This window comes from Gloeobacter violaceus PCC 7421, assembly GCF_000011385.1.
In the GTDB taxonomy this organism is placed as follows: Bacteria; Cyanobacteriota; Cyanobacteriia; order Gloeobacterales; family Gloeobacteraceae; genus Gloeobacter; species Gloeobacter violaceus.
On record NC_005125.1, the window covers coordinates 352,328 to 374,320 of the forward strand.

Annotated in this window: 22 protein-coding genes; 12 read left to right on the forward strand and 10 right to left on the reverse strand. The window is 60.6% G+C overall.

The window, feature by feature from the left end; genetic code table 11:
- Positions 1–4: 4 nt before the first annotated feature.
- Positions 5–826 carry a class I SAM-dependent methyltransferase gene (locus tag GLL_RS01785; protein ID WP_011140342.1) on the reverse strand — a complete coding sequence of 274 codons (822 nt, stop codon included), beginning with the start codon at positions 824–826 and terminating at the stop codon, positions 5–7.
- Positions 827–1,044: 218 nt separating this feature from the next.
- A complete protein-coding gene (locus GLL_RS01790; RefSeq protein WP_011140343.1) occupies positions 1,045–1,467 on the reverse strand; it encodes a ferrichrome-iron receptor in 423 nt (140 codons plus the stop codon).
- Between the two features lie 385 nt (positions 1,468–1,852).
- Here GLL_RS01790 and GLL_RS01795 point away from each other — a divergent pair, with 385 nt between their 5' ends.
- Positions 1,853–2,596 (forward strand): Uma2 family endonuclease, encoded by a 744-nt coding sequence (locus GLL_RS01795; protein WP_164928498.1) that lies wholly within the window; start codon positions 1,853–1,855, stop codon positions 2,594–2,596.
- Positions 2,597–2,653: 57 nt separating this feature from the next.
- Here GLL_RS01795 and GLL_RS01800 read toward each other — a convergent pair whose 3' ends face one another.
- The 5 genes from GLL_RS01800 to GLL_RS01820 all read right to left on the reverse strand — a co-directional run bounded on the left by GLL_RS01800 (position 2,654) and on the right by GLL_RS01820 (position 9,752).
- Entirely contained in the window at positions 2,654–3,754 is a 1,101-nt protein-coding gene (locus tag GLL_RS01800) for a PepSY-associated TM helix domain-containing protein (RefSeq protein ID WP_011140346.1), read from the reverse strand.
- A 4-nt stretch (positions 3,755–3,758) separates the two neighbouring features.
- Positions 3,759–6,032, reverse strand: a complete 2,274-nt coding sequence (locus GLL_RS01805) for a TonB-dependent receptor (protein WP_164928499.1) — start codon at positions 6,030–6,032, stop codon at positions 3,759–3,761.
- A gap of 266 nt (positions 6,033–6,298) precedes the next feature.
- Positions 6,299–7,093, reverse strand: a complete 795-nt coding sequence (locus GLL_RS01810; RefSeq protein ID WP_011140348.1) for a Uma2 family endonuclease — start codon at positions 7,091–7,093, stop codon at positions 6,299–6,301.
- A gap of 121 nt (positions 7,094–7,214) precedes the next feature.
- Positions 7,215–8,420, reverse strand: coding sequence for an ABC transporter permease (locus GLL_RS01815; RefSeq protein WP_011140349.1), 1,206 nt, complete (start codon positions 8,418–8,420; stop codon positions 7,215–7,217).
- Positions 8,421–8,423: 3 nt separating this feature from the next.
- Positions 8,424–9,752, reverse strand: a complete 1,329-nt coding sequence (locus GLL_RS01820; protein ID WP_011140350.1) for an efflux RND transporter periplasmic adaptor subunit — start codon at positions 9,750–9,752, stop codon at positions 8,424–8,426.
- 214 nt (positions 9,753–9,966) lie between these two features.
- Here GLL_RS01820 and GLL_RS01825 point away from each other — a divergent pair, with 214 nt between their 5' ends.
- From GLL_RS01825 to GLL_RS01835, 3 genes are all read left to right on the forward strand, one after another.
- Positions 9,967–11,109: a sensor histidine kinase gene (locus GLL_RS01825; protein WP_164928500.1), complete on the forward strand. Its 1,143-nt coding sequence runs from the start codon at positions 9,967–9,969 to the stop codon at positions 11,107–11,109.
- Complete coding sequence (locus GLL_RS01830; RefSeq protein WP_011140352.1) at positions 11,106–11,738, forward strand: response regulator; 633 nt, start codon at positions 11,106–11,108, stop codon at positions 11,736–11,738. The genes GLL_RS01825 and GLL_RS01830 overlap by 4 nt, the downstream gene beginning before the upstream one ends.
- Before the next feature lie 165 nt (positions 11,739–11,903).
- Positions 11,904–14,168: a TonB-dependent siderophore receptor gene (locus tag GLL_RS01835; RefSeq protein WP_164928501.1), complete on the forward strand. Its 2,265-nt coding sequence runs from the start codon at positions 11,904–11,906 to the stop codon at positions 14,166–14,168.
- A gap of 190 nt (positions 14,169–14,358) precedes the next feature.
- Here GLL_RS01835 and GLL_RS01840 read toward each other — a convergent pair whose 3' ends face one another.
- A complete protein-coding gene (locus GLL_RS01840) occupies positions 14,359–15,150 on the reverse strand; it encodes a Uma2 family endonuclease (RefSeq protein ID WP_011140354.1) in 792 nt (263 codons plus the stop codon).
- A gap of 79 nt (positions 15,151–15,229) precedes the next feature.
- Between GLL_RS01840 and GLL_RS01845 the strand changes: the two genes are divergently transcribed.
- From GLL_RS01845 to GLL_RS01860, 4 genes are all read left to right on the forward strand, one after another.
- Positions 15,230–15,526, forward strand: a complete 297-nt coding sequence (locus GLL_RS01845; RefSeq protein WP_164928502.1) for a hypothetical protein — start codon at positions 15,230–15,232, stop codon at positions 15,524–15,526.
- 90 nt (positions 15,527–15,616) lie between these two features.
- Complete coding sequence (locus GLL_RS23095; protein WP_231848338.1) at positions 15,617–15,913, forward strand: helix-turn-helix transcriptional regulator; 297 nt, start codon at positions 15,617–15,619, stop codon at positions 15,911–15,913.
- A 157-nt stretch (positions 15,914–16,070) separates the two neighbouring features.
- On the forward strand, positions 16,071–18,308 hold the full coding sequence (locus GLL_RS01855; RefSeq protein ID WP_011140357.1) for a TonB-dependent siderophore receptor: 2,238 nt from the start codon (positions 16,071–16,073) through the stop codon (positions 18,306–18,308).
- 122 nt (positions 18,309–18,430) lie between these two features.
- Complete coding sequence (locus GLL_RS01860) at positions 18,431–18,904, forward strand: TonB-dependent receptor domain-containing protein (protein ID WP_011140358.1); 474 nt, start codon at positions 18,431–18,433, stop codon at positions 18,902–18,904.
- A 115-nt stretch (positions 18,905–19,019) separates the two neighbouring features.
- On the opposite strand, the gene GLL_RS01865 is transcribed toward GLL_RS01860, so the two are convergent.
- On the reverse strand, positions 19,020–19,286 hold the full coding sequence (locus GLL_RS01865) for a Uma2 family endonuclease (protein ID WP_011140359.1): 267 nt from the start codon (positions 19,284–19,286) through the stop codon (positions 19,020–19,022).
- A 376-nt stretch (positions 19,287–19,662) separates the two neighbouring features.
- Between GLL_RS01865 and GLL_RS01870 the strand changes: the two genes are divergently transcribed.
- The 4 genes from GLL_RS01870 (at position 19,663) to GLL_RS01885 (ending at position 21,547) form a co-directional block, all read left to right on the forward strand.
- Positions 19,663–19,923, forward strand: coding sequence for a type II toxin-antitoxin system ParD family antitoxin (locus tag GLL_RS01870; protein ID WP_011140360.1), 261 nt, complete (start codon positions 19,663–19,665; stop codon positions 19,921–19,923).
- Positions 19,923–20,243: a type II toxin-antitoxin system RelE/ParE family toxin gene (locus tag GLL_RS01875; protein ID WP_011140361.1), complete on the forward strand. Its 321-nt coding sequence runs from the start codon at positions 19,923–19,925 to the stop codon at positions 20,241–20,243. Before GLL_RS01870 ends, GLL_RS01875 begins: the two co-directional genes overlap by 1 nt.
- Positions 20,244–20,326: 83 nt before the next feature.
- Positions 20,327–20,494 (forward strand): DUF4351 domain-containing protein, encoded by a 168-nt coding sequence (locus GLL_RS01880; RefSeq protein ID WP_164928504.1) that lies wholly within the window; start codon positions 20,327–20,329, stop codon positions 20,492–20,494.
- Positions 20,495–20,704: 210 nt separating this feature from the next.
- Positions 20,705–21,547: a DUF2887 domain-containing protein gene (locus tag GLL_RS01885; RefSeq protein WP_011140363.1), complete on the forward strand. Its 843-nt coding sequence runs from the start codon at positions 20,705–20,707 to the stop codon at positions 21,545–21,547.
- A gap of 15 nt (positions 21,548–21,562) precedes the next feature.
- Here the strand turns inward: GLL_RS01885 and GLL_RS01890 are convergent, their stop codons facing one another.
- Entirely contained in the window at positions 21,563–21,946 is a 384-nt protein-coding gene (locus GLL_RS01890) for a TonB-dependent receptor domain-containing protein (protein ID WP_011140364.1), read from the reverse strand.
- Positions 21,947–21,993: the final 47 nt, after the last annotated feature.

Sequence of the window (21,993 nt, forward strand, 5' to 3'; positions counted from 1 at the left end):
GAATCTACTCCCTGCCCAAGCGGACCAGACTGAGGCGGTAGGCGTTATTCAAAGGCGGCAGCGAGTACAGCAACCGCATCAGCAGGGGCACGCGCCGGTGGTACCGCTTGGGAACGTCCCAAAACGTGCAGCTTTCGAGCACCCGGTAACGGCTGTCCCATGACTCGATCGCGCGGATGTCGCGGATACCCCACTGAAAGCGGGCGTTGTAATAGCGCATCACCTCGTGGCGGTGCTGGTTTTTAACTGCCGAGGGGGCCATCGAGTCGAAGGCGAGCAAAGCCCCGGCAAAGTGTTCGGCCACCAGGGCCAAAAATTGGCGCACCTGCGCCTCGCTCAGATAAATCAGCACCGCCTCGGCCACGAAGAGCACGGGCCTTGGCCCCGCGCTATTGACAATTTCTACCCAAGCGGGATCCAGGGCGGAGGCGGCGATGAACCGGCGGCGGTCGGTGGGTTCAAAAAAGCGCCCTCGCAGCGCCATCGCGTCTGGTAAGTCGAGGTCAAACCAGAGCACCCGGCCGTTGTCGACCCGCTCGAAGCGCGTGTTGAGCCCGCAGCCGATTTCGACGACGATCCCATCCGGGTGGCCGGCCAGAAAGGCGCTCACCCACCGATCAAAGAGCCACCCCCGCATGCAGCAGCCCATCTGGGTGCCTTCGGCCTTGGCCAACTTGCTGAAGTCGTAGTCGATTTGTCCGAGAATCTCGGCGGATTTGGGATCGCGGAGGATCGGGTCGGGCTGGTTGTTCTCTGCCGCCCGCGCCCAAAGGGGAATGAGCAAGGTCTCCTGGACTGCTCCGAGTTGCACTTTTGTCGTTGGCATCGCTGCTTCTCCGTCTATGGCTCGACTGTTAGGCCAGGTAATTGCAACAATTCTCAACAAGTCTTGAGCATTGGGACAGACCGGACTGGCTTCAACGAGCGCATTCCCCGCTGCCGGCCTGCAATGTTCATAAGAAATGCGGGCAAGGAGCAGCAGTAACCACTTCCCTTGCCCACACACAGCTTTTTCAAGACGATGACAACAGACTAAGCCTATCGCTAAATAATGTCAATAACTGAAGGCGTAAGCCTAGACAAGCCAAGCCGGTTGCTCCAGGACCGGCAGCGCAAGCAGAACAAACAACAACATTGCTTTTCTAACGGGTGGAGGCGGGGGATCACCTGGATCGACTGGGGGGTGAGCAGCAAAGGCGTATCTGTCTTGGTGCCGGAGGTGGCGTTCTTGCGCCGGTACCCGCCGCTGCCGAACACCGTCACCTCGTCGAGTTCCTCGCCGTCGTCCGGTTGGGGAACGGTCTGGACCTGGGCCTGGGGTTCCACCTGGGCGAGGGGGGCGGCGTGGGTCGCCGGCCAATCCAGCTGCTGCAGGCGCCTCGCTTCTTGGGCCTCTTCGGCGCAGGCGACCGGGGCGAGCACCAGGCCCAGACAACCGCCAAGGACAAAAGGACGCGGGTCGTTCACAGTTCACCCCTGTGGGTCGAATAGCGCGGGCCGTGGGAGGCAAGCCAGTCAAGAATGCTCTCAACAAGTCCGGCCTCCAGTTGCCATCGCAAGCGGCCGGGCAAATGCCCCCCGCGGGCAAAACCGCACCGAAAAGTCGATTTTTGGAACCATGGCACCGGGTCGGAGAGCGCGCAGCGTTCGGTGTCAGCATAGGTTTGTTGATATCTAATGTCAATAGCTACAAACCACCCGCTCCCCCTCGCCCGTCCGCAGTTTGCACATGCACTGCAACTGGACCGCCATTCTTTGAAACAGAAGTGGCAGCAAAGCGGGACCCTGGCGGAAAATCCGCTCCGCCGCGGCCACCGCTAAGATGGTGAGCACAGGTTCACAGGTGTACGCCATGGTTGTTTCCACAGAACCGGTCGTCTACCCGGACTGCGATGGCCTGCCCATGTCCGACAACACCGAGCAGTTTCGCTGGATCGTCTATATCAAAGAGGGACTGGAGTGGCTGTTTGTGGAGGATCCCGATGTCTTCGTAGCTGGAGATTTGCTCTGGTACCCGCTTGAAGGAGACAACAAGACCCGGCAGGCTCCCGACACTCTGGTGGTTTTCGGCCGTCCCAAGGGCAGGCGCGGCAGCTACCGGCAGTGGCTCGAAGCGGGCGTGCCCCCGCAGGTAGTCTTCGAGGTGCTCTCCCCCGGCAACACTGTCCGGGAGATGACGCGCAAGTTCGCCTTTTACCAGCGCTTCGATGTCGAAGAGTACTACATATACGATCCCGAAGCGGGTGCACTGGATGGCTACGTGCGCCGGGGCGGGGTGCTGGAGGCGGTCGAGCCGATGGCGGGTTGGGTGAGCCCCGGGTTGGGGGTGCGCTTCGGTGTGGATGCCGAAGGCCAGTTGCAGATGTGGCGGCCGGACGGCGCGCCGTTCGAGAGCTATGTAGAAATCGCCGCCCGCGCCGAGCAGGAGCGCCAGCGCGCCGAGCAGGCCGAGCAACGCGCCGAGCAGGCCGAGCAAAGAGCGGACCAGGCCGAACAACGCGCCGAGCAGGCCGAGCAAAGAGCGGAGCAGGAGCGATTAAAAGCCGAGAGGCTTGCAGAGAAACTGCGGAAACTAGGAATTGAGCCCCCGGCATAGGACGAGGACCGGTGTGCCTGGGTGTAATCGCAACCGATACCGGCCGTCACGCGATGCTCAATGGGGAGCACTCCGGCTTTTTACGCGCTCAAGGCGCAGTTTGTGGAGCCGACGCAGCAAGCCCGTGGCCAGAAGCAGACTCGGTGTCAGGCCGAGCAACACATACAGGATGCGCGTCGGCAGCCCGCCAAACGAGCCGAAATGGAGTGTGGTAATGAGCGCCAAAACCTGGATACCGGGGGTCGGTTCTGCAACTTTTTGGACCGCTAGAACCCGGCCTGTGTAACCGTCGAGATCCACCGTGCTCAGTCCCTCCTCCGGAAAGGGGGCTGGGGGAATATGCTTTCTCACCTGTACGCTTCCGCCTTCGAGCAGTGCAATGGAGAGCGCCCGGCCTTCCGGCAAAGCTGCATCGGCCCGGTCCAACAGCGCTTCGAGGGGCATCGGCGGCCGGTTGGAGCCCGCTCGCGAAGTAGCTTCCGCGGGCTGGGGCGCGTAGCCGATCATCGCGAAAAATAGGCTCGGAACCAGGTGAAGCAGGATGATAAGCGCACCTGTCAAGCCAGAAATCATCAGTAATGCTGCCGAAAAAATCCCTGTGATTTTGTGGAGATCATATTGCAAAAGCGGGGAGGGAGATCGCCAGCGCACCCTAAAACCGGTGGCGGGCTTTTTCCAACCCGGCCACAGCAGCAGTCCACTTCCCCCGAGCAGCAGCAACCACAGGCCGCAGAGTCCGACTACCAGTTCGCCGGTCTCCCCCAGTAGAAGCGTGTTGTGCATCTGGTAAAGATATCCGATGGGAGTCTGGTCCCATCGCCTGGCTCCAAGCAGCTCTCCAGTGTAGGGATTGGCATGAACTTCGTAATACTCTTCGCCGCGCTTCAAGTTCATCATGTAGGGGTCGTGGGGTTGTTGCGGCAATTGAACAGATTCCAAATCGCTCTTGGGATGGGCTTGTTTGACCGTCGCAACGACGCGGTCGAGCGGCACTTTTTGCCCCTGGGGCACCACGTGAAAAAGTGGGGCGTACAGGGCGTGATCCAGCTCTTTCCAGAAGACGATGCTGCTGCCGGTCAAACCGAGAATGGCGATGAGAATCCCCGCGAGCAATCCGGTGACGCGATGGAGGTGAAATAGCAGCCGGTGCCTTTTCATCGGACTAATAATCGATGGTGTAGGCGACGTTGAGGGTGACTCCCCGCGCCGCGACGTTGAAGCGGTCGGTCGGGCCGAATCCAAAGCTCGAATAGGCCTGGCTGTACACCGGCGAGTAGAGATTGTTGAGCAGGTTCTTGATGCCGACTTCCAGCGTTCCGGAACCAAACTTGATATTGCCGATGTAGTCCACCGTCGCGTAGTCGTAGATGGGGGCACCCTCGACGCGAAAACCGTCCACCAAGGCGTTGTACGCCCGGTCACGGTTGCCCGAGTACAGAAGCTGCAGGCGGTTGCTCCATCCCGGCGCGGTCTGGTGCTCGATATAGGCGGTGGCCTTCAGCGGCGGGACGGCAAAAGAATTCAAGGGGTAGAAGTTGCCGTCACCAAAAAAATCCTGCTCGCCCTCGGACCACCCGAAGAGGGTACCCAACCGCCACCCGGGGGCAGGCTGGTAGTCGAGGGTCGCCTCGACGCCGTAATTGCGCTGGGGCGAGCGCGAGTTCTCGTAGGTGGTCGCGCCGGTCTGAACGGTGCTGGTGCCCAGGGCCGAATAGTTGAAAAAGGCCGCGAGTGTCGCCTGCACCGAGCGCCAGCGCCCGCGAAAACCGATCTCGTAGTTGTCGACGATCTGGGGTTGCAAAGCCCGCAGCGAGTCCGACAGCACGAAGCCCGAGGGCACCCCGAATAGCGCCGAGCCAAAGTTCGGCACAGAAAAACCCTGGGCAAAGTTGGCATATATGCTCGTCTCGGTGGTGGGCTTGTAGACGATGCCCAGGTTGAAGACGGTGGCGCTGTCGTCGAGACTGCCGCCCCGGACCAGCCCACCGGCAAACTCTGAAAAAAAGTCCTTCGCTTCGATAGTGACGTTTTCGAATCGCAGACCGCCGCTCGCTACCCACTGCTCGCTGATGTTCCACTGCGTTTGCAAAAACGCGCCGAGACTCGCGACGCGGTAGGCCGGCGCGATGGTCACAAGACCGCTCGTGCGCAGGATACTCTGGTTGCTCTCATCGAAGACCTTGGAGTCGAAAAGCTCGAATATGCCGGCGCCCACCGGATCGTTTTTAAAGTCGGTTCCCCACAATATTTTGAGGTTGTCCGCCAGGGGGGTTTCCACCTGCGCCCGGGCAGTGGTCACCTGCTCGCTTCCCTTCAAAAAGCGCAAAAACGAGTCGAAGATGCCGCCGCTGCCGTCCGGTGTAAAGCGAAAGTCGTAGGGGATGCCCACCTCGAAAGCATCGCGGTAACTGACCTGGGCGAACAATTTGCTCCCCCAGAGATTTTCGTGGGTGTAGTCGAGGGCGGCCAGAAAGTTTTGCAGCACCGGTTGGCCGTAACCGCTCTCGAGAACGACGTTGCGCGCGATGGCCCGCGATTGCTGCACGCCGCAGCAGCTGTTCACGGCGGGAGAGGCAAAACTGTTGACGTAGCGGGTGTCGGCGCTGTAGCTGGCCACCAGTTGCAGTTTCTGCTCGGGGGTGAGCTTGAAGCCGAAGCGGCCGTAGGCGCTGTAGGCGTTTTTGGTGTCGAGCGTATCGCTCAGGCTCGGAGTGCGGTTGCCCGCGGCGTCGTAGAAGTTGCCGCTGCCGCGGTAGGAAGCGGCGATGGTAAAATCTACCGGACCCGCCTGGCTGGAGAAAAACTGCTCGACAAATTTGCCGGCACCGCCCGCTGTGTTGCTGAGGCCCAGGTCGAAACCGGCGCGGGTCGTCGCCTGGGGTTTCTCTGTGCTCCTGCGCGTCAGGATGTTGATGGTGCCGCCGGTGGCCCCGTCGCCGTAGATGGCCGTTGGTCCTCCCACCACCTCGATCTGTTCGATGGCAATCGGAGCGATGTAGCTCAATTCATAAAAACTGGCGTAGTTGCTGATCACGGGGATCCCGTCGATGAGCACCTGTGGGTCGCGCCCCCGCAGGGTGTTGCCCACCCGGTTTTCCTTAGGCGGCCCGAACCCCGGCACGGTATTGCCCAAAATATCCACAACGCTGCCGGTCAGAATCGACTGCTGCTCGATGGTCCGCCGGGGGACGACGTACACCGTGCGCGCCACATCCGACAGGCGCTCGCGGGTGCGGGTGGCGGTAACCACGACTTCTTCGAGATCCGCCTCGGACCCATCGTCCTCGACGGTAGGCGCAGACTGGGGGGTCGGGTCGGGTTCGGCCGGTGGTCCCTGGGCGATGTGCTCGCCCAGTAAGGCGCTCGCCTCGGTGCGGAACGGCCGCAGATCCGCCTTGCGCTCGATAAGCAGCGGTGCTGCGTCCGCGGCCTCCATTCCAATCGGTAGGGCATTTACTTGAGAGTGAAATGCAGCTGAACTCATCAGTAATGACAGAGCAAATCGACCGTGGCGCCAGGCACCATTCCTGCGAATCATCACCCAATGCTCCAATGTCGTGGATCGGCAGCGCTAACCGTTCCACAGTCCGCAACTGGAGAACATCTGCTTCGGAAATGCCGACCTGGACTAGAGCATAAGACTATTGATACTAAATGTCAATTGCTGGGTTGGCCGGGCCGCCTTTAGCTCGAAAGCTTTGGCTAAAGACTATCCGGATCAATGCCCAGCGTCCGCAGCCGTTCAGCAAGCGTCTGAGCGCGTTTTTCTGCCTCCAGGCGCGCCTGCTGCTCCCGCCGGGCCTGCTGTTCGGCCTCCAGGCGCGTCTGTTGCTCCCGCTGGGCTTCGCGTTCGGCTACCTCGGCCCGGTAGCGCTGATATTCCTCAGGCACCGGATAGCGCTCGCCTGCTGCGTTGAACCAAAACAGCCACTCGCGCTCCCAACCGCCCAGAGCCGCCTCCGCTCGACCGAGGCCCAGACCAATCTCAGGTAGCCAGACCGGTTCACCGACCATCCGCACATACGCCCCCCCAACCAGGTGATGCACCTCCAGCCGCTCGTGCTCCGGCTGAAAACCTTCCGGGTCGTAGACCGCGTAGTACAGCACTTCGAGGTCCTGGTATTCTTTGAGCTTTTTGGTGTACTCCCCGCGGTAGGTTTGCGAGACCACCTCCAGGACAAAGACCGGCACGATGCCCTCTTCTTCCCAGAGCACATAGCTGGGGCGACCGCGCTTGCCGTACTTGGGCCTGAACCGGGGTACCCCCAGACTCAAGAAGCCGTCGGGGACAATCGCGGTTCCGGGCGCTTCGGTATTGGCGTAGATGCCCATGTCGATGCCGAAAAACCAGTCCGAACGATTCTGCCAGAGGAGTGCCAGGACGGCTTTGAGCACGGCGGGAACGGAGTCTTGCAGTTCGTTATCCACGGGCGTCTCATCGGAGTCGGGCAACTCCAGAGCGGTGGGCAGGTGTAGCGAGGCATCGAAGTGCACCATGGCCGTGCTGTGGGGAATGGCTGTCCCAAGGGTAGCAAACCCGGTGTGGGACAATGGGATGAAGTACGGTCACCGGCGTGGCAAACATAGCCGGCAACGTCTATCCTCCGGTGGCAATCCATCAACTGCTGCGCAAGGCCGCGATCGGGTCGAGGCGGGCGGCCTGCCGCGCCGGAAAGACGCCGAACACCAGACCGATGGTGCCTGAGACCCCAACCGCGAGCAGCACGGCGCTCCACGGAATCAGAGGCCGGATCGGGGTGAACCAGGCGAGCGGCAACGTTGCGCCGATGCCCACGGCGATGCCCGCCAATCCGCCTGCCGCCGAAAGGAGGACAGCCTCGAACAAAAACTGGCTGAGAATGTCCCGCTGCTTGGCGCCGATCGCTTTGCGCAAACCAATTTCCTGGGTGCGCTCACCTACCGAGACGAGCATCATGTTCATGATCCCGATGCCGCCCACCAGCAGCGAAACGGCCGCCACCAGCGACAGCAGCAGCGACAGCGCGCCGCTCACCTGGTTGGCCAGGTCGATAAAGGACTTGTTGGCCGAGAGGATGATGTCCTTGCGGCCGTGCAGGCGCTCCAGCACGTTGAGCATCTGGAAACCGGCAGAGCGGATCTGAGTGGAATCGACCGCCATCGCCTCCAGGTAAGTGATGGGTGTGCCGTAGGCCGAGCGCCGCCCCACCACCCGATTGGCCATCGTCGTCACCGGCACGACGGCCGTCTCGTCCGGGTTGTCCCCGGCAAACGAACCCTTCGGCTTGAGCAGGCCCACCACCCGAAAAGGCAAGTTGTTGATCGTCACTTCCCGGCCGATGGGCGCGGCGCGGCCGAACAGTTTGTTCGCCGTGGTCGCTCCCAGGATCACTACCTGGGACTCGCGCTGCAATTCGTCGGGCGAAAAAAGCCGCCCGCGCTCGACGGCAAAATTTTGCACCCGGGCAAAATCCGGCGTCGTGCCGCGCACGTTGGTGGCCGTCCGGCGGCTGCCTAGAAAAATCGGCAAACGCACTTCGATAATCGGAGCCACCGCGCGCACCGCCGGCACCTGGGTGCGGACGGCTTCGGCGTCGGAGAGCACCAGCTTCGAGTCCGGAAAGACGTAGCCGTCGGGATCTTCCGATTGGGTAAATACGGTGATCCGGTTGGTGCCGTAGGCCTCGAGCTTGCCGGCGATAAAATTCTGGCTGCCCTGGCCGATGCCCACCATCGCGATCACCGAGGCGTTGCCGATGACGATACCGAGCATCGTCAGGCCGCTGCGCAACTTGTTGGCGCCCAGGGTGGCGACGGCCATTCTCAAGCTTTCAATCAGCAACATCGCTTACCACACCAGCGTATCGACACCTTCGACGACCACCTCCGGGGGCGGTTGCAAAAAGACGCGCTCGCCGGGCCGCAGACCTTCGAGGATCTGAACTTTGCTGCCCGCCGAGGTGCCGAGGCGCACCGGCCGAAATTGGGCGCGGTTGCCGGCGGTGGGCACCAGCACCCCCGTCTGGCCGTCCTGCTTGGAGATCACCGCCGCAAGCGGGATCGTGCTCACACCCGCGAGGGTGGCGGCTGTGAAGTTCACTTTGACGTTCAAGCCCGGGCGCAACTGCCCTTGCCCGGAAAGTAGCGTTACCTTCACGCGGATGGTGGTGACGTTCTCTTCGCGCACCGCCCGCGGCGTCACCAGCCTGACCCGCCCCTTGAACACCGCTCCCGGGTAGGCGTCGGTGCGGATCTGGACCGCCTGCCCCGGGTAGATCTGCGCGAGGCTCGCCTCGGGCACCTTCGCCTCCACCTCCAGCCCGCTCACCAACTCCACGATCGAAGTGCTGCTCGCGCCGTCGCTGGTGGAGGCGGCGGTGCTCGGGGTGACGTAGTCACCCTGCTGGGCGAACCGGCGGCTGATCACCCCTGCAAATGGGGCGTAGACTCTCGTCTCTTCCAGCTGTGTCCGGAAGTAATCGAGCTGCGCCTGGGCCAGGGCGACTCCCGCCTCCGCCTGCCGGATTTCTTCGATGCGCGTGCCTTTGCGCAGCCGCGCTAGCACCTGAGCCTGTGCCTCCAACTGCGAGCGTTGGCCCGCGAGATTGGCCGCAGCCTCCCGTTCGCGGTTGACGTAATCGGACAGCGCATTCTGGCTGGTTGCCCCTTCGCCCGCCAACCGCCGGTAGCGCGCCAATTCCTCACCGGTGCGCTCCAGCCGGGCCGCCCCCTGCCGCACAGCGGCTTCGGCGCTTAGCAGGCGGGCTTGCGCCTCGCGGATCTCCTCCGGACGGGCACCCCGCCGCTTCTGCAAAAGTTCGGCCTGGGCGCGGGCGAGGGACGCCTCGGCCTGTCGCACCTGGGCCTCGGGCAGGCGGCTTTCCATCTGGGCCACCAATTCTCCTTGCTTAACCTGTCTGCCTTCGTCCACCAGCAACCTGCCGATGCGACCTGCCTGCCTGGGGCTGAGATTGGTTTTGCGTATGGGTTGTACCAGGCCGCTGGCCTGCACCTGCTGCCCAAGATTGGTGGTGGCGACCGGGATCGTCATGGCCGCCACCTGCGCTTGCGAAAGACCGCTTTGCGCGCCGAGCACGTAGATCACGGCCGCGGCACCCGTCCCAAATATCGCCAGCCCGATCAACCAGGGCAACGGCCGCTTCCACTTGAGCAACACAGGTGCCGTCTCCTATCGAAACGATCCGCGCGGACAGTGGACCGAGCTACCGGTACCGCGCGAGCCCCGACTTCAGAGTATCGGGAAGCGTCCGGATTTGCCGCTGGCCGGGGACACCAATTCGCCATGACCGGAGATAGCGAAGGGCATGACCATCGTCACCGGTTCTGGAGTTTATACTGATCGGTACTCTAGCTTGTATCACAAATTCTGCATGCTGCGACTTCCCGCCCTCCCCCAGCCCTCTTTGCGGTGGACCGTCCTTTGTGCCGAATGGACGCTGCTGGCGATGATCACGGTGCTGGAACTGCTCAACAACAACTCGCTCGCCGCCGTACCGATGATGGCGGCGCTGTTGGGATTTACCGGTATCTTTTGGGCTTTGAGCTTTTACTTTCCGCTGGAAGCGCCTGCCTGGAAGAAAAAACTGTATATTGCCGCGGAACTGATGCTGGCCTTTGCCGCCATGTGGATCGGCATCGGGTACGACACGCTCATCTACTTGATTTTGATCAAAAGTTGCCTGTTTTTGGGTCGGGGCGAGGTGATCCTGACGGTCGTGATCACGGCGGTGTTTTATTTGTTGACGACCTGGCGGCAGCAATTCGCCGACGATTCGGAGACGCTCAACATCGGGTTTGATATGTTGAACGCTTCGATTTATCACCTGGGTATCAGCACGTTCGTGATTTTGTTGGGCTTTGTGATCGTGGCGGAGCGCCGCAGCCGTGCCCGGGCGGAGGAACTGGCCGAAGAATTGGAGGGATTGGCGGCGAATCTGGAGCGCGCCCGCATCGCCCGCGACATCCACGATTCGCTCGGGCACACACTCACCGCCCTCGATGTCAAGCTCGAAGTGGCACAGGAGCTGTACTGCCGCGATCCGGACCGGGCGCGCCAGGCGGTGCATACCGCCAAGCAATTGTCCGGCCAGTGCCTGCAGGATGTGCGGTTGGCCGTCCAGGCGATGCGCCGCCCGCCTTTGCACCTGGATGCGGCGCTGGAGGGTCTGGCCGAGCAGGTGCGCCAGAACCGGGCGCTCGCCGTCGAGGTCCACATCGACCTGCCCCAGCTGCCTTTGCAAACGAGCCACCAGCTCTACTGCATCGTGCAGGAAGGACTGACCAACATCCAGCGCCACGCCCGCGCCGCCCGGGTGAGCCTGCGCGCTTGCCACACCCCGCAGAGCGTCACCCTCGAGCTATGGGACGACGGACAGGGATTCGACCCGCAGGCGACCCACGGCGGCTTCGGCTTGCGGGGGATGCACGAGCGGATGCAAGTGCTCGGCGGCTCCCTCGCCATCGCAAGCGCCCCCGGTCGGGGGACGCGCATCCGGTTGAGCGTCCCCCGATGATCCGGCTGTTGCTGGTAGACGATCAGCCGCTGTTTCGGGAGGGACTGGCGGACCTGCTGCTCCTGGAAGAAGACATGCAGATCGTCGGCCAGGCCGGTCACGGCCAAGAAGCGATTACTTTGGCGATGCAACTGCTGCCGGACGTGATTTTGATGGATGTGCGCATGCCCGTCTGCGACGGGGTCGAGGCGACCCGCCAGATCCACCAGCGCTACCCCTGGATCCGCATCCTGGTGCTCACCACCTTCGACGAGGACGAATACATTCTGCAATCGCTGCAGGCGGGTGCGCTGGGCTATTTGCTCAAGAGTACGCCCGCCCGACAGGTTGCTTCCGCCATCCGGACGCTGCACCAGGGCCACAGCCAGCTCGGACCGACGATCGCCGCCCGGGTATTCTCGCAACTGCAAAACCCGCCCGCCCGCAAACCAGAAAGCTTCCAGCAGTTCAGCGAAAGGGAGCTGGAGGTGCTGGGTCTCATCGGCCAGGGAAAAAACAACCGCGAAATCGCCCAGGCGCTCCATTTGACCGAGGGCACCGTCAAAAACCACGTCACCCGGATCCTCGCCCAGTTGGGCCTGCGCGACCGCACCCAACTGGCGCTGTGGACCCACAGGCACCTCGGCTAAAAAACCGGCGCCCGCCGCTCAAGTCGCCCCGAACAATTGACAGCAACTCTCAGTAAGGGTACGCTTTGTGTGTCGGCGCAAACAGTCCACGGGAAAGGCTTCGGGCCGTTTTCGCCTGCCGTATCGACACCGGCATTCACCACACTGTTGTCGAGGTCTCGCAAAATGGAACGCGCTTTGTCGAACGTCCGCCGCGGTTCGCTGGCAGTGTTGATTGGGGTGCTCTGCGTCTCGGGCCGGTCTTTGGCCGCGCCGGTCGCCCCGCCGGCCGGGTCGGACGCCGTGATGCGCCGCGCCGAGTTGCCCCCGGTGGCCACCGAGGCGCGCTTTCTTGCCCAGCAGGAACCGCTAGTTCCGGTGACGCCCACAGCGCAGACGCCGGACCCGGAAAAACCCGCACCATCGCCGCAACAGGAAGAGGAACTGGAAGAAGTGACGGTGCAGGGCACGCGCAGCTACCGGGTGAAGCGCTCCTCCACGGCCACCAAGACCGACACCGACGTCATGGACGTCCCCCAGTCGATCCAGATAGTCCCCCAGCAGGTGCTGCTCGACCAGAATGTCAACACCCTCACAGAAGCCCTGCGCAACGTCGCAAGCGTCACCACGGAATTTAGAGACGGCACGGGTGCTGACTTCTATGCCGCCCGGGGCTTTCAAATCGGTGCTGACAACATCCGCCTGGACGGATTTCGCACGTCTACACGCACCGAACTCTACAACGTCGGCATCGAGCAAGTCGAGGTGCTCAAGGGACCGAGCGCGGTGCTCTACGGCGACATGGAGCCCGGGGGCCTGATCAACCTGGTCAGCAAAAAGCCCCAGCCTGTGCCCTTCGGGACTGTCGCTCTCAACGTCGGCAGCTACGGCAACGTCTGGACCACCCTGGACACGACCGGTCCGCTCAACGCCGCCAAAACATTGACATACCGCCTGAGCACCCGCCAAGAGAGCGCCAACAGCTTCCGCGATCTGGTCAACGGCAACAAGTTTTTCGTCGCCCCGGCCCTCAGCTGGCAGATTTCCGAGCGTTTGCGTTGGGACCTGCGCGTGGGCTACCAGTACCTTTTCAGGGTGAGCGAATTCGGTCTCATCGCCCCCACTCGCGAGTTCAGCAGCGTCAACACGCTGCCCCTCAATCGCTTCTACGGCGAGCCTTCCGACAACGTCACCAGCTACCAGACGAATGTCACCTCGACGTTGGAGTACAAGTTCGGCGACGATTGGACGCTGCGCAACCTGCTGGGCTATTCGGGCTACCGCGTTATATGGCAACCGACCCAGCCCTTGGCAGTGCTGGAGGACGGCCGCACGTTGGAGCGCAATCAGTTCGTTTTCGATGAAACGACAGAAAGATACAACGCCGAGCTGAACCTGACAGGCCGCTTCGCCACCGGCGCGGTCCGCCACCAGCTGTTCGCGGGCATCGATTACACCCGCTCTTCGAGACCGTCGGTGTTTTTGGATGGCCCCACCACCCCGATCGATCTGTACAACCCCGTGTACACCAACCCGCCTCGCAGTCTACAGCCCACTTCTGGTTCCGCCTCTGATTCCAGTGAGTTTAACAACCGCTTCGGCATTTCGCTGCAGGATCAAATCGACCTGGGCGACAACTTCAAACTGCTGCTGGGCGGACGGTACTCTTTCTACGATGCGGGCAGGTACCAGGAACTCCCCCCGCAGGCTCCGACTTTTAACAATGCCCAGCGCTTCTCCCCCCGCGTCGGTGCGGTCTGGCGGCCCACCGACTGGCTCTCGCTCTATGCCAGCTACAGCGATGCGTTCACCCCGGCCTCCGGCCGCAGCGCCACGGGCCAACTGTTTAAACCGATCACAGGTACCCAGTACGAGGTCGGCGCCAAGGCCGAGCTGTTCGGCGGCGGGCTTCTGGCCACCGTCGCCCTCTACGAGCTCACCAAGCAGAACGTGCTGACCCGCGACCCGGACAATCCGCAGTTTTCCATCCAGACCGGCGAGGTGCAATCCAAGGGCTTCGAGGTGGACCTCTCCGGCCGCCCGCTTCCCGGTTGGGACATCTACGCCTCCTACGCCTACGTCGATGCGCGCTTCACCCGCGACAACGTGATCGCCCCCGGCACCGAGGTGGGTGGTGTACCGCGCAACACGCTGAGCCTGTGGAGCAAGTACGAGTTCGGGGGCGACCTGCGCGGATTGAGCGTGGGGGCGGGTCTGTACTGGAGCGACAACCGCTGGAACGTATTTTCGACGGCGAACTTGTTCCAGGTGCCGGGGTACACGACCTTCGACGCGATGGTGGCCTACCGCTTCGACCCGCGCTGGAAGGTGCAGGTGAACCTCAAGAATCTGTTCAACCGGCGCTACTACACCGATTCGGACGACTCGTTGGTTTTCATCCCGCCTGGCGCGCCCACGACGGTGGATGTTTCGCTGAGCTACACGTTTTGATGGTAGTGCGGGCGGGGCTCTCGCTCCTGTGGGCAGACGCTCTTCCAGCCGGTTCCCACCAGCAGTTTGCCTGGGGCTTGTCGCTCGGCCGCTGCCGCGCGCTGCCGCTCAAGCGTGGCACGGGCGGCTAGCTCAGCAGAGCCTGCTCAAACCGAATGCTGGTGTGCCCAACACCAACCTGTCCATCACTCTACAGACCCTCTGGATCGATCCCCGCTGCTTTGAGCCGTTCGTTCAGTTCCTGGAGGCGTTGTTCGGCTTCTCGGGCACGCTGCTCGGCAAGTTCAGCCCGTTGCCGCTCCTGGTCCGCGCGCTGCTGCTCCTGGGCAATTTTTTCTGGCTCCGAGGGAATCCACCGCCCTTCGCTGTCATACCAGCGCAACCACCGGCGCTCCCAATCGGCAAACGTCCCTGTCCACAATCCCAGACCGATTCCCAACTCGGCAATCCATAAGCGGCTATCCTGCTGCTGCTTGTAAAGCCCGTCTTCGAGCCGAAAGAGCTGCAGAGTGTCCCCCACCCGGTCGAACAGCACATAGTAGGGCACCTGCAACATCTGTTCGTACACCTCCCACTTCGAAGGCGGTTGGCGGCCACGCAGCGTCAAACCCTGGTCCTCTTCAATCGTGTTGGGCGAGAGCAGTTCGACGACGATGACGGGCGAGCGCCCTTCCTGCCAGCGCACATAGCTGAGCCTTCCCCCTTCGATGAAGCGCGGCACACCCACCACCGCAAACCAGTCCGGACGCTTGTAGTACCTGGGGTTGCGCGGGTCGTAGTAGACGTTCAAATCGGCGGCGGTGAGCACCTGATCTGGTGGCACAGCCAGCGGCCTGAAGGTTTGACTGAGCAGTTGGGGCTGCCAGTCGTGGAACTGATCCGGCAAACCAGGCTCCTCGGGGTTCTCACTCGGTAAATCGTACATCGTCAGCAAAGACAGGTCTGCCGACCGAATCGGTAGCCCTGGTTTGAATGCGTTCATCGAGTCACCCAAGCAGCATGGTCACCTTCAGTCTATCTTTTCGCATCGCACGCTCCCCCAGATTCGACCCCGCACACCTATGAACGCCAATCCCAGGCCGGTGAAGCGCGTGCTTATCGATCCGGTGCTCGTCAACCCCGAGGGGGGGGTGCGCCAGCAAACAATAGAGCATGGAAAAGCCCTGGTCGCTATCCCTGCTGGCAAACGGGTGATGTTTTGTCCAGTCTTCGCCGTCGGTTGCCTAGTGCATGGCCCAGAAGTGCACGGCTTGGCCGCCCACCAAAACAATTGGAAGGGCCGCCTGCCGAAGCTTCAAGAGAATTTCGCGAACTTCTTCGGGTTCAAGAAACTGTTCTTCCACCCACCGGATCCTTGAGTTCATCGGCAAGCAGCGCGAAGCGCTCACCCCAACCGAGGGCATGGCAAGATCGTAAAATCTCGGGTGAAAGATCGACTCGGCTTGTCTGTGCGCAACAGCCGGATCGCGCCGGTTGCAAGCAAGGCGCTCTTGCTCTTTTTTACCGGTCAGCCGCTCGAACTCACCGGGCTTCGCCACTCTGACGGACACGATTTTCGATCGACCACTACCGTACGTCTAAATATACCTCGGCAACTGCCGCAGACCGCTGCGCCTGGCGAAATCGCCCAGGCGCTCCATCTGACCGAAGGCACCGTCAAAAACCACGTTACCCGGATCCTCGCCCAGTTGGGCCTGCGCGATCGCACCCAGTTGGCGCTGTGGACCTACAAGCACCTCGGCTAGGCGGTAAGAGCAAGAAACGATTGAATGTCTATTGACATTACTTCTCAGCTAACGCTACTCTGCACTAGTCTGCGGGAGACAGTTGGAGAGCGGGCTTTGGCCCGTTTTCCCTTTCTGCGGCTACTTCGCTCTCGCCATTATTTCTGAGGTCTTGCAGATGAGAAGCGGTTTGCAAGGGATCCGCTGCGGTTCCTTGGTCACCCTTGCTTGGGCAGTTTTTGTTGGATGTAGCTCTCAACTGTTTGCTGCATCTGTGGCCACGGCTGGCGGGGTAGTATCTATCCCGCGCAAGGCGGATCTGCAGCCGGTGCGCACCGAGGCGCGGGAGTTGCTGGCAAGTCCGCTGGCCCAGGCGGTTCCGGCCGCTTCCGCACCGGAGCCGACGGCACAGCGCCCCCCGGACGACGCCGAAGACCTCGACGAGGTGACGGTGACCGGCGAGAGACGGCGGCGGTATCTGGTGCCCGATACGAGCACGGCCACCAAAATCGACACGCCGATCCGGGATCTGCCGCTGTCAATCCAGGTGGTTCCCCAACAGGTGCTCGAAGATCGCAAGGTGAGAAATGTAACCGAGGCGGTAGAAACGGTCAGCGGTGTTGTCGATGGTGGAGACCTCTTCGGTGCTCCCTCAGGAGCCAGAATCATCAGGGGATTTGAACAGTCGGGAAATTTTCGAAACGGCTATCGAGACGTCGGTTACTACGCCCTGACAGGCGTTGGGACGATCGAGCAAGTGGAAGTGCTCAAAGGCCCTGCTTCGGTCCTGTTCGGGGCAGTGGAACCTGGTGGGCTCATCAACGTTGTCACCAAACGCCCCCTGAGTGAACCCTATTACAATGTCGCAATTCAGGCAGGCAACCTCGGTTATTATCAGCCCAGCATCGATTTGTCCGGACCTCTGAATTCGGATAAAACCTTGCTCTACCGCGTCAACGCAAACTATCAAGGTTTGGACGGTTTTCAGAACTTTGTCACTACCAATCTGACCACGATCTCACCCACGGTTACTTGGAAGCTGGGGGATAAAACAGTTCTGAACTTACACTATGAATACATTAGATTCTTCGCGAATCCTCCTGAAAGTTACGCTGTGCTCCTCAGCGACGGTAGGATGACGCCTCGGAATCTCTATCTCTCCTATCCCAGTTTAGCATTTAACGATATTGTCACTCAAAAATATGGCTATTCGCTGAGTCATCAGTTCAACGATGATTGGCAGATTCGCAACAGCTTTTCTGTGGCTGCCAGCAATACTAAAGAAGCGCAAGTATACGGGACAAGCCTTGTAAGCGACCGTTTCGTGGACATCGATGCATACGATCTTAAATATGCGCAAGACAACTATTTTGGACAAATCGACTTAATTGGAAAATTCAAGACGGGATCGATATCGCACCAACTCTTGCTGGGCTTTGATTTCAATCGCTTTGTCGACGTTTACAATGGTTATTTCAACACCGATTTACCCGCTCTAGATATTCTTAACCCGAACTATAACATTCCAAAGCCTGACTATGTTCCATTTTTTGACTTCTATCAGCCCATCCAGTCCTATGGCGTCTATCTCCAAGATCAGGTTACTTTTCTCGACAACCTAAAGCTGCTGGTTGGTGGCCGATTAGACTGGGTTTCACAAAAATTTGCTACAGGCACACCTGACGCTCCAATACAGAATGACAGCGCTTTCAGCCCTCGAATCGGACTGGTCTATCAGCCGAGCGAATCCGTTTCTCTCTACACCAGCTACAGTCAATCGTTCAATCCCACCCAGGGTTTCAACCCTGATGGCGCGGCGTTCAAACCTACCAAGGGAGCGCAATATGAAGCGGGTATTAAAGTTGATTTCCTGGACAGACGGCTTTCGACAACCTTGGCAGCTTATCAGATAATCAAGGAGAATGTAAGAACTGTTGATCCCAACAATCCTTTATTTTCTATTCAAGTAGGCGAACAAAGAAGCCAGGGAATTGAGTTGGATTTTGCAGGACAGGTATTGCCAGGATGGAAGATAATCGGTTCTTACGCTTACACCGACGGCGAAGTGACCGGAGACAACCTTATTCCTGCAGGTAACAAATTAAGAAATGTGCCGGAGCATCAAGCCAGCCTCTGGACAACCTACGAGATCCCGCAGGGTAATCTGAAGGGTTTGGGATTCGGCTTGGGGCTTTTTTACGTAGGCTCGCGAGCTGGAGATTTACCCAACACATTCACGCTACCGGACTACTTGCGTACCGATGCCAAGCTTTATTACCGTAATAGTGGCTTAAACGCCGCCATCAATATTCGCAATTTATTTGACATGGACTATGTCAGAAGCAGCTTCAACAACATTTTTCTTCAAAGAGGTGCACCGTTGACTATCACCTGTTCTATCGGTTGGGAACTCTAACGAATATTTCTCGTTTCGTTGGCAAAACCAGGGCGTTTGCTGTTCGAGGCTTAATTTGGCAGCCATCTTGATGGTTTTGTCAATGCAGTGGGCGTACCTGGGTAGGAGGTTTAGGCACGAGAGTGCCTACATGCCCAATAATCCGCCGCAGCGCCACCGGTCAACTCTTTAGACCCGTCACCGGCGTCCAGTACGAAGTCGGGGCCAAGGCGGAACTGGCAGGCGGCCGCTCTCTGGCCACCGCCGCCCTCTACGAGCTCACCAAGCAGAATGCGCTGACCACCGACCCGGACAACCCGCTATTTTCCATCCAGACCGGTGAGGTGCAAAGCAAGGGCTTCGAGGTGGACCTCTCCGGCCGGCCGCTGCCGGGCTGGGACATCTACGCCTCCTATGCCTACATCGATGCGCGCTACACCCGCGACAACGACATCGCCGTGGGCACCGAAGTGGGCGGGGTGCCAGGAACATCGCTTTACAGGTCAGTGGGCGGCCAGACGACGTCCGCTGGCCATTGCGGCTGGTGCATGGGGCGGGCCCGTTGCTGTGATGGCGCCATTGTAGCTGTGGCTCCGGGCGCAGGGTGGACCCGTTGAAAGAAGATGCGCCACCGGGGTGCGCGTCAAAAGTGCTCGGCGGCTCGCTGTGCCCATCGGTTCTTCCCGAGCGGGCCAGACGGATGCTGGAGTTCACGCTTCGGCCTGGCGCCTCTCAGGCAAAAAGTGGCCCGAGCGCACAGGCAAACCCCGGCAGCAGTGGGCTGCTTATGGTGTCTGTTTCCAGCAAAGTCGCCGTCAATCTGAGCGCCTGTTGCTCCCGCCGGTAGATCTCGATGTGCTTTAGCTGCCAATCGACAATCCAATACTCCAAGACACCGCGCACCGAGTACAGTTTTAGCTTGAGTTCGCGGTCGCGCCGGGCGTTTTGCTCCCCGTCCGCCGTCGTCCACCGCACCCGTTCGCCCGCTGCAGACTGCACGCTTCTTCTCCGCAACTTGGATCGGGTTCATTCTAACTATTGGTCCATTGGGCACGGCGGTCGCCGCAGCGGCCCGGTCAAAAGCGCACTTCGAGGGAGCCCTGCACCACGAAGGGCGCGCCCGGAGTGATGAGCCCTCGGCCGACGGCCGACTCGATGAACTGGGCATTGAACAGGTTCTTGAAATTGATGGCCGCGTTCAGTCCGCCGCGCCGGTAATAGAGCGCCGCGTCGAGGCGGGTGTAACCGGGAATGACTGAGCTTGCCCCCCTTGAGTACCGGTCAGGCGAATTGTTGCGCCATAGAGGCTAAAAAAATGGCATTTCTTGCCATTTAATGCCACTTGTGCGACTATGGTCGGCAAAGGAGGTGCCCTATGCAAAGCATGAACATTTCTCTGCCTGAGCCTTTGAAGCAGTTCGTGGATGGCCAGATCGCCCAAGGTCGCTACAGCAGCGCCAGCGAATATGTGCGCGAGCTGATCCGCGCCGATGAAAAACGCAAAGCCGAAGAACAGCTTGAAGCAAAGCTGTTGGAAGGACTGAACAGCCCCGCAAGTGAATTGACGGCGGCGGACTGGAGCAGCATTCGCAAGGAAGCCTTGGCCAGGCTGGAAGCACGAAAGAAACAGCGCTGATGCCGCAAGTCACTCAGCATGCGGCTGCCAGGAACGACTTGATCGAGCACTTCGTTTACCTTGCTGAAAACGCGGGCCTAGATATTGCTGAGCGTTTTCTGTTGAATGCGGAAGCCAGCTTCAATGCCTTGGCTGAACAGCCCATGCTCGGTGTCGCCCTGACTTTGCGGCATTTCGAACTGGCTGGCCTGCGAAAATGGCGCGTCAAGGACTTCGACAACGTACTCATCTTCTATCAACCGCACCCTGATGGCGTGTCAATCGTGCGTGTGCTGCATGCGGCACGGGACTGGCGGAACTTGCTGGAAATAGAGGCTTAGAAACCCTGCTCTGTCACAGTGGGACTTTTCAACGAAAGTAGGGGTGTTTGACAGCTCAGGGTTAGCGTCAATACGCTGTTGGCTTGCTGAGCAGAGCGTTGGCCCTTCGTCCTCGGGCTGCTCCTCTTGGGGTGGTCGAGCGTATTGGTGGGCTTGCGGATGGGCAGATCGATGCTTTGGCCGAGGTCTTACTCGATTTCGGCTCTGCTGCTGATCTGCAACACTGGCTCGACAGCCGGGTGCCGAGCTGAACGGTGGGCATCTGAGGGTGCCCTGCACCGTGAAAGGTGCGCCGGGGTAGACACCGGTCCTGAAGTTGGCCGACTCGATGTACTGAGCATTGAACAGATTCTTGAAGTTGATCGCCGCATTCAACCAGCCGCGCCGGTAGAGGAGAACCTGCTGCCGATAGCGCGCCGCTGGTAAACTGCCGGGGAGTGTCCGGCGAGGGGGCGAAATCGGTGCGCACCGACCACATCTTCTACAAACTCTTCCAGGCTTTCCCAGAAACGTTGTTCGAGCTAATCGGTATAGAGCAAACACCGCTACCCGGCAGCTACGCTTTCGATGCGGTCGAGGTCAAAGAAACCGCCCTGCGCATCGATGGGGTCTTTGTCCCGGCCGTGTCGGGGCAACCGCACTACTTCGCGGAGGTGCAGTTTCAAAAGGACACAGACATCTACTGGCGGCTATTCACCGAACTGCTGCTGTACCTGCGCGGGTCCGCTCCGCAGGGTGACTGGCGGGCGGTGCTGATCTTTGCTGGCCGCAACCTGGATGTGGACGTGCCGACGGCTCTGCTGGATTTGGCGGGTGGACCGCGCTTCGAGCGGGTGTATCTTGATGAGCTGGCCGTCGCCGAAGATGGTCCCCTGGGGCTGTCGCTCGTCGGGCTGGTGGTTGAGGACGTACGGACCTTCCCGGGGCGGGCGCGGCAGTTGCTGGAGCGCACGCGGGAGCAGTTGCCCCCAGGGGAGGCGAGGCGGCGGGCGCTGGAGTTTATTGAAACTATCATTGTGTACAAGCTGCGGTACGGTCCGGAGGAGATCCGAGCGATGTTCACCCTTGATGAGTTGGAGCAGACCCCTTACGTGCAGGGAATTAAGGCCGAGGCCGGACATGAGGCCCGGTTGTCCCTGGTGCTTCGTCAACTCCACAGGCGCGTCGGTGCCTTGGAGCCTGGGGTGGTCGAGCGTATCGGCGGGCTTGCGGACGGGCAGATCGATGCTTTGGCCGAGGCGCTGCTGGAGTTTCGTTGCGCCGCCGATCTACAAAGCTGGCTCGACAGCCGGGTGCCGGACTGAGCGCGTCGAGTAGCGTCAAAAGCGTACTTCGAGGGTGCCCTGTACCGTGAAAGGTGCGCCGGGGTAGATGGCGGTTCGGCCTATAGCAGACTCGATGTACTGGGCGCCCAGTAAATTTTTGAAGTTGATCGCCGCATTCAACCAGCCGCGACGGTAGTAGAGCGCCGCATCGACGCGGGTGTAACCGGGGAGGATAAAACTGTTGTCCAGATCCTCAAAGCGCTCGCCGACCGCGAACAGTCCCGCTCCCACTCCCCAGCCTTCGAGCGGCCCTTCCCCGATGCGATAAGCGCTCCAGAAGCTTGCCCCGTGCAAAGGGGCAATGGGCAGGCGGTTGCCCACAGCAAAAGAGTTGTCGCGGGTGATCTTCGCGTCGGTGTAGGCGTAGGAGGCAATCACGTTCCAACCGGGTAGGATCTCGCCCAGGGCTATTTCATTCTAAGGAG

Excerpts from the sequence above, each read along its gene's own strand:
- GLL_RS01835 (WP_164928501.1), top strand. The coding sequence starts at position 11,904 with ATGGAACGCGCTTTGTCGAACGTCCGCCGCGGTTCGCTGGCAGTGTTG.
- GLL_RS01815 (WP_011140349.1), bottom strand. The coding sequence starts at position 8,420 with ATGTTGCTGATTGAAAGCTTGAGAATGGCCGTCGCCACCCTGGGCGCC.
- GLL_RS01810 (WP_011140348.1), bottom strand. The coding sequence starts at position 7,093 with ATGGTGCACTTCGATGCCTCGCTACACCTGCCCACCGCTCTGGAGTTG.
- GLL_RS01830 (WP_011140352.1), top strand. The coding sequence starts at position 11,106 with ATGATCCGGCTGTTGCTGGTAGACGATCAGCCGCTGTTTCGGGAGGGA.
- GLL_RS01855 (WP_011140357.1), top strand. The coding sequence starts at position 16,071 with ATGAGAAGCGGTTTGCAAGGGATCCGCTGCGGTTCCTTGGTCACCCTT.
- GLL_RS01805 (WP_164928499.1), bottom strand. The coding sequence starts at position 6,032 with ATGGAGGCCGCGGACGCAGCACCGCTGCTTATCGAGCGCAAGGCGGAT.
- GLL_RS01795 (WP_164928498.1), top strand. The coding sequence starts at position 1,853 with ATGGTTGTTTCCACAGAACCGGTCGTCTACCCGGACTGCGATGGCCTG.
- GLL_RS01785 (WP_011140342.1), bottom strand. The coding sequence starts at position 826 with ATGCCAACGACAAAAGTGCAACTCGGAGCAGTCCAGGAGACCTTGCTC.
- GLL_RS01870 (WP_011140360.1), top strand. The coding sequence starts at position 19,663 with ATGCAAAGCATGAACATTTCTCTGCCTGAGCCTTTGAAGCAGTTCGTG.
- GLL_RS01840 (WP_011140354.1), bottom strand. The coding sequence starts at position 15,150 with ATGAACGCATTCAAACCAGGGCTACCGATTCGGTCGGCAGACCTGTCT.
- GLL_RS01845 (WP_164928502.1), top strand. The coding sequence starts at position 15,230 with ATGAACGCCAATCCCAGGCCGGTGAAGCGCGTGCTTATCGATCCGGTG.
- GLL_RS01825 (WP_164928500.1), top strand. The coding sequence starts at position 9,967 with ATGCTGCGACTTCCCGCCCTCCCCCAGCCCTCTTTGCGGTGGACCGTC.
- GLL_RS01875 (WP_011140361.1), top strand. The coding sequence starts at position 19,923 with ATGCCGCAAGTCACTCAGCATGCGGCTGCCAGGAACGACTTGATCGAG.
- GLL_RS01800 (WP_011140346.1), bottom strand. The coding sequence starts at position 3,754 with ATGAAAAGGCACCGGCTGCTATTTCACCTCCATCGCGTCACCGGATTG.